The following is a 9,082-nucleotide window of genomic DNA, read 5'->3' as shown; positions in this document are numbered from 1 at the left end:
TTTAGTTATTGCAAGATTTTTTTATAAAAATGTACTATAATGTCTTTAATCAATCGATAATAATTTAAAAATGTTTGGACAAAATCCTAAAAGAAGCATATTAAACGGTGACGGTACTCAGTTAGAGGTACAGTCTATTTTTAAGACTATACAAGGGGAGGGCATTTTTGTAGGTTGTCCTGCGATCTTTATTAGGCTTGGAGGATGTAATCTTGCTTGTAATTTTTGTGATACGGAGTTTGAAGATTTTGATTTAGTAGATATAGATAAGATTTTGAATAAAGTAGAAAGTCTGGCATTGAATTCTAAAAATGAAAAATCGATTAATTTAGTAGTAATAACCGGCGGTGAGCCGATGCGTCAACCTATAGAGTTATTATGTCAGAAGTTATTAGACCGAGATGTTAAAGTGCAAATAGAGACTAACGGTACGTTATATCGTTCTTTGCCAAAAGAAGTGTCTATAATTTGTTCGCCGAAGGTAGGTAAAACCGGTTATAGTAAAATAAGAGAAGATTTATTGCCTAAAATTAGTGCGGTGAAATTTATCGTTGCTAAAAATATTTTAGAATATAGTCTCATACCGGAAGTAGGGCAAACCTCTTATAATATACCGGTTTTTATTCAACCTATGGATCAAAACGACCAAAGACTTAATGGCAAAAATAATGAGTTAGCAGTAAAATTAGCATTAGAAAGCGGTGCTAGATTATCTCTGCAAACTCATAAATTTTTAAATATCCCATAGATTTAGGTTGCCGTATGACCCCTTTTCATCACCTAATAATATTACTATTCCAACGTTACCATTGTCAGAATTAGAAGGGTAAAGCTCTTTAAAAATTTTAATTATATTTTCACCGGCTCCATCACTTTCAGAACGATATAATTTCCCTAATTGTCTTTGTTGTTCTACAGAAGGGAAAGGTAAGATAATTTTGTCAGCATCTATGTTGCTTTTTGATGTTATCATAGATTCAATTGAACTTTCGGTACAGAATTGTTGGAGTTGTGCTACATGTAATTACCTGCTTTTCATTGTCTAAATTAGAAACCTCCGCATTTTCTGCTTGTTCTCTAACATTTGCTTGGTAGCACATATGTAATATACTAACTAAATCTAAGTGAATTTTGCATTCCGGTTCTTTAATTTTTAACAAGAGTATTGATGCATAAGAATCGTCATCTTCACTATCTTCACTCTCGCTGTCATCCCCAATATAGTCAGCGTCAGAAGAGTACATAATAGATTCAAGGAGCAAATCCTTATTATATGTCCTTGGCAGCAATTTCTTCTCCACAGTTTGAGGGATTTGTAATACGCTTAGGTTGTATCTGTTTCATAATTTCCTTACAAAATAATTTCGGTTAGAACTAAATTTCTTTATCCAATAAATTAAAGAATTTTAACTAAGGAATATATTACTCCTATATTCTAGTCAAAAATTAATTTACTTGAATTTTTAATTGTACTTAAGTATGATAATGAAGATTTATTATAAGTTAATATGGAGTAATAATGAGTGAAATATTAGAACTTGAAGCGGAATCCCGCACGGAATTCGGTACGGGAGCAGCAAGAGCATTAAGAAGAGCAGGGCGTATTCCGGCTATTATTTATGGAGCGGGTAAAACACCTGTTAGTATTTCTTTGGAAGAAAAGGAAATAACTAAATATTATAGAAAGCCGGCTTTTATCTCTCAGTTAATTCATTTAACAATTGATAAGAAAAAATATAAAGTATTGCCGAAGGCTGTAGAATTACACCCTGTTACGGATATAGTACGCCATGTTGATTTTGTCTTTTTAGAAGAGAAAACCCAAACAATGGAAGTACCTGTAGTATATGAAGGGAAAGAAAGAGCTTTAGGCGTTAAAAGAGGTGGATACTTTAATATAGTAAAAAGAAGAGTTACTTTATTATGTGATGTTAATAATATCCCAAGAAACGTAACTATAGATGTTACTAATATGCCTATGGCTACTTCGCTAAAATCGTCAAAAATAGAATTACCGAAAGGATGTAGTTTTGTTACAAAAAAAGAATTTGTCCTTGCAACTATTATAGGACGTAGAGGAGCAAAAACTGAAGCTGAAGGGGAACAACAAGCCGCTGAAGCAGGGAAGTAAGATAAAATTCTCACGATAAGGACCTTGCTTAGATACTTAAATCGTTATTGCGAGGATTCGTAGGTGTTGTTGTTTGGCTCGTTTGATGCCATTCCTAGCTAGAAGCGGAAATCCGGTAATCTTTAATTGTCATACTGCAAGTTTGTAGCGGTATCCAGTCCTTGTTAATTTTTTTGCTGGATACCGTGGTCAAGCCACGGTATGACATCGAGTAGGTTTTTCGATCCACGCAATAATGCTGAGCTAAGAATGACATTATTCTGTACTTCTTGCAAATCAATATTTCTTCAAAAATTTTCCATTACTATTTATTAGGTAAATTATTATGATTCTTGTTATTGGTCTTGGTAATCCAGGAAAAGAGTATCAATATACGAGGCATAATGTTGGCTTTATTGCTATAGAGAAAATAGCAAACCAATATAATTCATCATTTAGTACAAAGAAAAAATTCAATTGTGAAATTGCTGAAACTATTAGTGATGGACAAAAGATAATTTTTATAAAGTCTACCACCTATATGAACTTGTCCGGTAAGTCAGTGATATCGGTGAAAACATATTATAATATCCACCCCGCAAAAATCTTTGTTATTCATGATGATATTGATTTAGAAACAGGTAGAATAAAATTAAAAACTGGTGGCGGTAATGGCGGGCATAATGGTTTAAAGTCGATTGATGGGGTTATAGGTAATAATTATAACCGGATTAGGATTGGAGTTGGTAGACCGCAAAATAATCAGGATGTAGCAGATTACGTACTTAATAATTTCTCTAAACCGGAGTATGAAACAGTAATGCAAGCTATAGATAGAATCACTAGTAACTTTGGTTTAATATTAGAGAATAAGTTAGAAGAATTTAAGAATAAGATAGCTTGATATATTCAATGTTATTCCTACGACTTGATCGGCATTGCTGCGTGGATACCAACTCGTCATTGCGAGGAAAAACTGTAAGTTTTGACGGAAGCAATCTCAGGAATTCTATACTATTTCACGAGATTGCCACGTCGATGCTACGCATCTCCTCGCAATGACAGGAAAACGATATTAAAACTAAACAGCAAAGATTTATGACACAAAATTTTGAAATTGTTTATGCTGATGAAATGGATAGAACTCATAGCACTATAATTATTGAAGCTTTGAACAAAGATGTTAGAGAACAAAAGGGGTTAGTAGGAGATATTGAATCTTTTTCATTTTCCTGTTTAGATCAGGATAAAAATTTTGTTGTAGGAATTAGCGGTATGAGTTCTTGGGAGGATTTTACATTGATTCACTCTTTGTTAATGAAAATATAAGAAACTAAAATTATGGTACTGTACTAATGCAAAAGGCTGAGGATTTAGCACGTGAACGAGGCTGTAATTTTATTCATCTTGTTACTATGGACTTCCAAGCAAAATCGTTTTATGAGAAACTGGGGTATAAAATTGAATTTGCTATGCACGGTTACGAAAAAGATTCTATAAATGTATTATTTACGGAAAAATTTATGACACTAAAACTCGGAATTGTTGGGTTGCCGAATGTCGGTAAGTCGACGTTATTTAATGCCTTAACGGCAAGTCAGGCTGCAGATGCCGCTAATTATCCGTTTTGTACTATTGAGCCTAATAGCAGCAAAGTTTTAGTGCCTGATGCGCGTTTGCATAAACTAGCAAGCTTAGCCGGAAGCGGTAAAATTATTCCGTCTTATATTGAGTTTGTCGATATTGCAGGGCTTGTTAAAGGAGCAAGCAAAGGGGAGGGGCTAGGTAATAAGTTCTTATCTCATATCAGGGAAGTCGATGCAATACTGCACGTACTGCGTTGTTTTGAAGATGAGGATATAACGCACGTACATAACAAAGTCGATCCGCTGCATGACCTCGAGATTATTGAAACGGAATTAATACTTGCCGATATAGAATCGGTTGAAAAGCGTTTAGCTACAAGTGAAAAACGCTTGAAGTCAGGCGATAAAGCAATGGCAGAGCAGATAGAGCTGTTAAAAGAGGTTTATAAGGTATTAGGTGAGGATAAACCTGTAAGAGTGCTAAATGAAGCTTTAGGAGTTGATAATTTAAAACAATTGCAGTTAATTACCTCTAAGCCCGTTTTATATATATGTAACGTACTTGAAAAAGATGCAGCTATAGGTAATGAATTTACAAAATTAGTAGCGGAAAGAGCAAAGAAAGAAAATGCTAAAAGTGTCGTAATTTCTTCAAAAATAGAAGCTGAAATTGCTTTACTTGAAAGTATGGAAGAAAAGGAAGAGTTTTTAAAATTTATAGGTTTAGACGAAACAGGGCTTAGTAAAGTCATTAAAGAGGGGTATAATCTTTTAAACCTTAAAAGCTTTTTTACTATAGGACCAAAGGAAGCCCATAGCTGGACTTTTAAAGACGGCACACTTGCACCGGCTGCTGCCGGTATTATTCATACCGATTTTGAAAAAGGTTTTATCAGAGCGGAAGTTATCGGCTATAAAGATTACATAAATCTCGGTAGTGAAGCAAAAGCCAAGGAAGTAGGTAAAATGCGTTTAGAGGGTAAAGAATATAAAATGCAGGATGGAGATATAGTACATTTTAGATTTAACGTTTAAATAACGATCAGCTATGAAAACAATTTGACCAAAACGGTCTCTTGAAGTTCAATATAGGCTTGATTATATAGTGCAGCAAATTTTTTGGCTGTTGCCAAGGATAAAATTGCCCTGATTATCTTGTATAGCTCGTATGCTAGAGGTGATTGGGTTAAAGATATGTATACGGAAGATCATATTACTTATAGTTATACAAGTGATTTTGACTTTTTAGTAGAAAAAAAGGTAAATTTAAGGAGCATGCTACTTTAAGGGTAGAATCTAAGATAGAAAAAAGGTTAGAACAAACAGGCTTAAGAAAAGCCGAGGTTTTTTCGCTAGAACCTTGGATATCTATAATATGCGAATCTATAAGTGAGGTAAATGACAAGCTTGAAAAAGGGCGTTATTTTTATACCGATATTAAGAATGAAGGTATTCTTTTATATGATAGTGGCGAGCAGCTTTCTCGAGCTAAAAATTTGCCTTGGAGTGAAGTAAAAGAAATGGCTAAAGAAGATTATGAATACTGGTTTGGTAGAGGCAAGAGTTTTTTTATTGATTGTAAATACCCATTAGAAAGAGGTGATTTTAGTAAAAGTGCTTTTGAGCTGCATCAAGCCACTGGAAAGTGTTGACAGTAGCATTTTATTAGTTTTTGCCCGTTACAAACCAAAGTTACACGATATAAGAAAGCTAGGTGGATATTGTGCAAATTATAATGTTGAACTACTTAAAGTATTTCTGCAATCGTCTCCCGAACAAAAAGAATGTTTTGAATTACTAGCAAAAGCTTACGTTGATGCCAAGATATGATAAAAATTATAGAATTAGCAGAGAGCAGTTACTTTACTTGATTGAGAGAGTAGAAAGATTAAAAATGATAACGGAAAAAATTTATTTGGAGCGGATTAATCGATAAAACTCGATGAACCGAAATAAAAAAATCATTTATGAAAATTATTGCGAAGATTCCGGCATGGATGCTTCTATGCTTATTTATTTTATCACCGACTACGGAAACAATTTATACTTCAGGATTACCGAGTTTAACCAAATATTTCGGCATTGACGGCGGTCTCACTCAAATTACGTCTACATTATATTTTCTAGGGTTTGCTCTTGGTATATTATCACTCGGCAGATTATCGGATATTTACGGCAGGAGACCTATAGCTTTATTAGGGCTTTTTATTTATGTTGTATCTTCAATTATTAGCATTTTTGCCGTTAATATAGAAATGCTGATGATAGCTCGTTTTGTGCAAGCTTTCGGTATAAGTGTAGGTTCTGTTATTGGGCAGGCTATGGCTAGAGACTCCTATCAAGGCTCAGAGTTATCATATGTCTATGCTAGCTTATCTCCGTGGCTGTTATTTATCCCTTCTCTAGGTTCATCTATAGGGGGCTATATTATAGAATATTCAAGCTGGCATTATGTTTTTGTATTTTTTAGCCTTACCGGTACTATATTATTAGCTTTATATTATAAAGTTTTACCTGAAACAAATTCTTATATAGATTTTTCCCAAAGCAGTAAATATTCTGAGGTTTTGCAGGTAATTATTAAAGATAAAATTCTTTGGTTATATGCTTTTATCATAGGTGCATTTAACGGCATGTATTACGGTTTTTGCATAGAAGCTCCTTTTATTTTTATTGATAAAATGAAAGTTTCGCCATCTTTTTACGGTAAATTAGTGTTTTTGTTATCTTTTGCCGCTATCTTTGGAGGCGTTTTAGGAGGATATTTAATAAAAAAATGCCATGTACACGATAAAAAAGTTATGGGTTTAGGATTTATTTTTAGTTTGTGCGGTTGTATATTATTTGCGGTAAATGCTTTTATATTAGAAGTTATTTCAACGAGTCATAATCTTGCAATCGCTATGATATTTGTACCGATGATGATTCATATGGTTGGGCATAATCTACTTATCCCTATGACGCTTCGTTATGCACTGAAGGATTATGCTAAAGTAACAGGTACAGCAGGATCTATATTTGGTGCAATATACTACGTAGTTATCGCTGCTGTAACTTATTTGGTTTCTAAAATACACAGCGCAACGATAAGCAATTTTGCTTTATTATGCCTCGTTTTAAGTATTAGCTCTGCTATTTCGTTTTACTGTATTTGGATTTTATATAAGAAAAAGTCAAATATTCCTAACTAAAAACAGGTGTCGTCATTGTGAGCAGCTGTGGGCGTTGTTGTATGGCTCGAAGAAAGCGTTCGATGTCTCATTCCTGCGAAAACAGGAATCCAGGGTAAAGAGAGATAAATCGAGCGTTTAGTTTTAAAAGCCTAGCATATTTATACTTTTTTGACTGGATTCCCGCCTACGCGGGAATGACATTAAGAAAGTTAGAGATAACATGGTACATCATCTGTATGCTCTTCACCCTCAAGAGTCATATCCTCTTTTAAGGCTTCCATACTACAGCTACTAAATACATCAAGGTTATTCTGCTCGGCTTGCCATTTTAAGCTAGCTTCTTTAAAACTAACAATACCGTTTTCAATTTCTGCTAATGTCAAATCTTTTATTTCGTGTAAAAAATTCTCTATATCTGCTTTTGCTTCTGGATTTTTTTCGATGAATGGATTAAAAAACTCCTTGATACCTGCTAATAATTCTTCTTTTCTAGGTTCTATATCCTTAGAATCTAGAGCTTGAGCTATCGGTGTATTAACTGCATCCTCGTTGTTTGCTATATCCTCTTCCTTTTCAAAACTTTTATCAAGTGCGTTATTAGAAGTATTAATATGGAATAACTCTTTATAAAAATCATTCATAACAATTTGGTCGTTAGGGTTATTTGCATTATAATTATTTATTATTTTATCAATAGCTTCTTTAAACTTGTTATTATAAGGTGCATCTCTAAAGGTGGAGCTTCCATATATAGATTTTTTAGCAAATTCTTTTAGTGCTTGCAGATTTTCAGTACTAGAATTACTCATCTCAGCATGTTTTCCCGGAATATAAGTAGCTATTTCTATTAATTTATTACCAAAAATGCTTTGAGCGGTTATTTCATCAGCTTGTTGTGTTGCTGCTAATATTTTACCGGGCATATTATTTTTTAATAGTTCTATTATGCCTCCGCCGCAACAAACAGTTTGGTAATCATCATTATTTTCTTCTTTTAATGATAAATACAAAGCGTTGTCTATGTGATAGTTATTTTCTTTTAATAATTGCCATGTTTGTAAGGTTGGGTCATTAGCATATACTCCACCATCAATAATTTTATGTAATTTAGTATTGGTTATATTACGGAAATTGTGGCTGGGGAAATATCCAGGTGCTGCAGTGATGCCTTGTATTATATCTGAAAGGTAATAATCATTCTCTTCACTTTGTCTAGCCTCTATAGTAGAGAAGGTCATAAGAGGATTTTGTTTATTATTTAAATCATAACCTGTAACTACAACATCACCGATTAAATCCTTGAGGGTATAATCCTTACAATATTCTTTCAATAATTTTACTAATGGTTCAGGAGAAAATTTATGGCTGAATAAGCCATTAAAACTCCAAAATTTTCTAAAAGTTAATCCTGCCGGAAAAATATCGTGTGCCATTTCTTCAAACAGTTCTTGAGCTTGTTCTGCACTGAATAAAGGTTTTCCGGGATTATTAGGATTCGGTAAATTAAGCAAAATAGGAATAAGTCCTCCAACACTGGTCCCTCCAGTAAAATCGAATATCTCACAGGTAGGCTTACCAGTTATTTGCTCTATTATTTTTAATTTTTCTAAATGGATATTTCCTTTTACTCCGCCGCCTTCAAATAGTGCTAAGCTAATCTTATTATTGTTTATATCTACCATAACCACCTTTCAACAATAACAAGAGAGCAAAATACAATAAAAATTAACTTTTGTCAATAAACTTATCTGTATAAACTGAACATAATTTAACTTATACAATAAATTGTAACTATTAGTAAAGAAAACTTGATTAATGATTAATATTTTAGTATATAGCTAATATTATAACTATAATGGTATGAGATATGCTAGGTCATCCTAGTAATATAGATCCTCAGTTATTAGCTCAAGAAGTAAATACAATGATGCCTTGAGTAGAGAAAGATTTAGCTGATGTTGAAGATACAATAACTTATGGAAAAGAACGATTATTTAAATTTGTTAAAGATAAGAAAATTATGGAAGTTTTGGCATTTATATATTGTTTTGAGGGAAATACTGGACAAACTTTAGATATTAAAGAATTATGTACTACAAATGATTTATTATATAGAGCTGATTTCAGTGCCCTTACGGAGATACTAGATACTTTAACCCCCCTTATAGGGATATTTTTTTCTAAATAATTTAACACTAATTCTACTATAAATA

Annotated in this window: 11 protein-coding genes and 1 pseudogene; 9 read left to right on the top strand and 3 right to left on the bottom strand. The window is 33.1% G+C overall.

The window, feature by feature from the left end; genetic code table 11:
• Positions 1-70: 70 nt before the first annotated feature.
• A complete protein-coding gene (locus O6R16_RS01735) occupies positions 71-748 on the top strand; it encodes a 7-carboxy-7-deazaguanine synthase QueE (RefSeq protein ID WP_499679749.1) in 678 nt (225 codons plus the stop codon).
• Here the strand turns inward: O6R16_RS01735 and O6R16_RS01730 are convergent.
• Both O6R16_RS01730 and O6R16_RS01725 read right to left on the bottom strand, forming a co-directional pair.
• Positions 734-973: a hypothetical protein gene (locus O6R16_RS01730; RefSeq protein ID WP_499679748.1), complete on the bottom strand. Its 240-nt coding sequence runs from the start codon at positions 971-973 to the stop codon at positions 734-736. The two genes, O6R16_RS01735 and O6R16_RS01730, sit on opposite strands and share 15 nt — an antisense overlap.
• Positions 974-977: 4 nt before the next feature.
• A complete protein-coding gene (locus O6R16_RS01725) occupies positions 978-1,244 on the bottom strand; it encodes a hypothetical protein (RefSeq protein WP_499679747.1) in 267 nt (88 codons plus the stop codon).
• A gap of 275 nt (positions 1,245-1,519) precedes the next feature.
• Between O6R16_RS01725 and O6R16_RS01720 the strand changes: the two genes are divergently transcribed.
• The 7 genes from O6R16_RS01720 to O6R16_RS01690 all read left to right on the top strand — a co-directional run bounded on the left by O6R16_RS01720 (position 1,520) and on the right by O6R16_RS01690 (position 6,887).
• Complete coding sequence (locus O6R16_RS01720) at positions 1,520-2,131, top strand: 50S ribosomal protein L25/general stress protein Ctc (RefSeq protein ID WP_499679746.1); 612 nt, start codon at positions 1,520-1,522, stop codon at positions 2,129-2,131.
• A 325-nt stretch (positions 2,132-2,456) separates the two neighbouring features.
• The gene (pth, locus tag O6R16_RS01715) at positions 2,457-3,014 is read left to right on the top strand and encodes an aminoacyl-tRNA hydrolase (protein ID WP_499679745.1); all 558 of its coding nucleotides are present in this window, start codon (positions 2,457-2,459) and stop codon (positions 3,012-3,014) included.
• A gap of 194 nt (positions 3,015-3,208) precedes the next feature.
• Positions 3,209-3,439 (top strand): acetyltransferase, encoded by a 231-nt coding sequence (locus O6R16_RS01710; protein ID WP_499679744.1) that lies wholly within the window; start codon positions 3,209-3,211, stop codon positions 3,437-3,439.
• Positions 3,440-3,465: 26 nt separating this feature from the next.
• Complete coding sequence (ychF, locus tag O6R16_RS01705) at positions 3,466-4,731, top strand: redox-regulated ATPase YchF (RefSeq protein WP_499679743.1); 1,266 nt, start codon at positions 3,466-3,468, stop codon at positions 4,729-4,731.
• 84 nt (positions 4,732-4,815) lie between these two features.
• On the top strand, positions 4,816-4,983 hold the full coding sequence (locus O6R16_RS01700; RefSeq protein ID WP_499679742.1) for a nucleotidyltransferase domain-containing protein: 168 nt from the start codon (positions 4,816-4,818) through the stop codon (positions 4,981-4,983).
• Between the two features lie 209 nt (positions 4,984-5,192).
• Entirely contained in the window at positions 5,193-5,348 is a 156-nt protein-coding gene (locus O6R16_RS01695) for a hypothetical protein (protein WP_499679741.1), read from the top strand.
• Between the two features lie 315 nt (positions 5,349-5,663).
• Entirely contained in the window at positions 5,664-6,887 is a 1,224-nt protein-coding gene (locus O6R16_RS01690) for a Bcr/CflA family efflux MFS transporter (RefSeq protein ID WP_499679740.1), read from the top strand.
• 191 nt (positions 6,888-7,078) lie between these two features.
• Here the strand turns inward: O6R16_RS01690 and O6R16_RS01685 are convergent, their stop codons facing one another.
• On the bottom strand, positions 7,079-8,551 hold the full coding sequence (locus O6R16_RS01685) for a patatin-like phospholipase family protein (protein WP_499679739.1): 1,473 nt from the start codon (positions 8,549-8,551) through the stop codon (positions 7,079-7,081).
• Positions 8,552-8,736: 185 nt separating this feature from the next.
• On the opposite strand from O6R16_RS01685, the pseudogene O6R16_RS01680 reads away from it, so the two are divergent.
• A pseudogene (locus O6R16_RS01680) lies at positions 8,737-9,057 on the top strand (hypothetical protein).
• Positions 9,058-9,082: the final 25 nt, after the last annotated feature.

Origin of the sequence: Candidatus Rickettsia tasmaniensis (assembly GCF_036857515.1) — a bacterium.
Classification (GTDB): Bacteria; Pseudomonadota; Alphaproteobacteria; order Rickettsiales; family Rickettsiaceae; genus Rickettsia; species Rickettsia rickettsii.
This window is presented reverse-complemented; position numbering and strand designations above follow the sequence as displayed.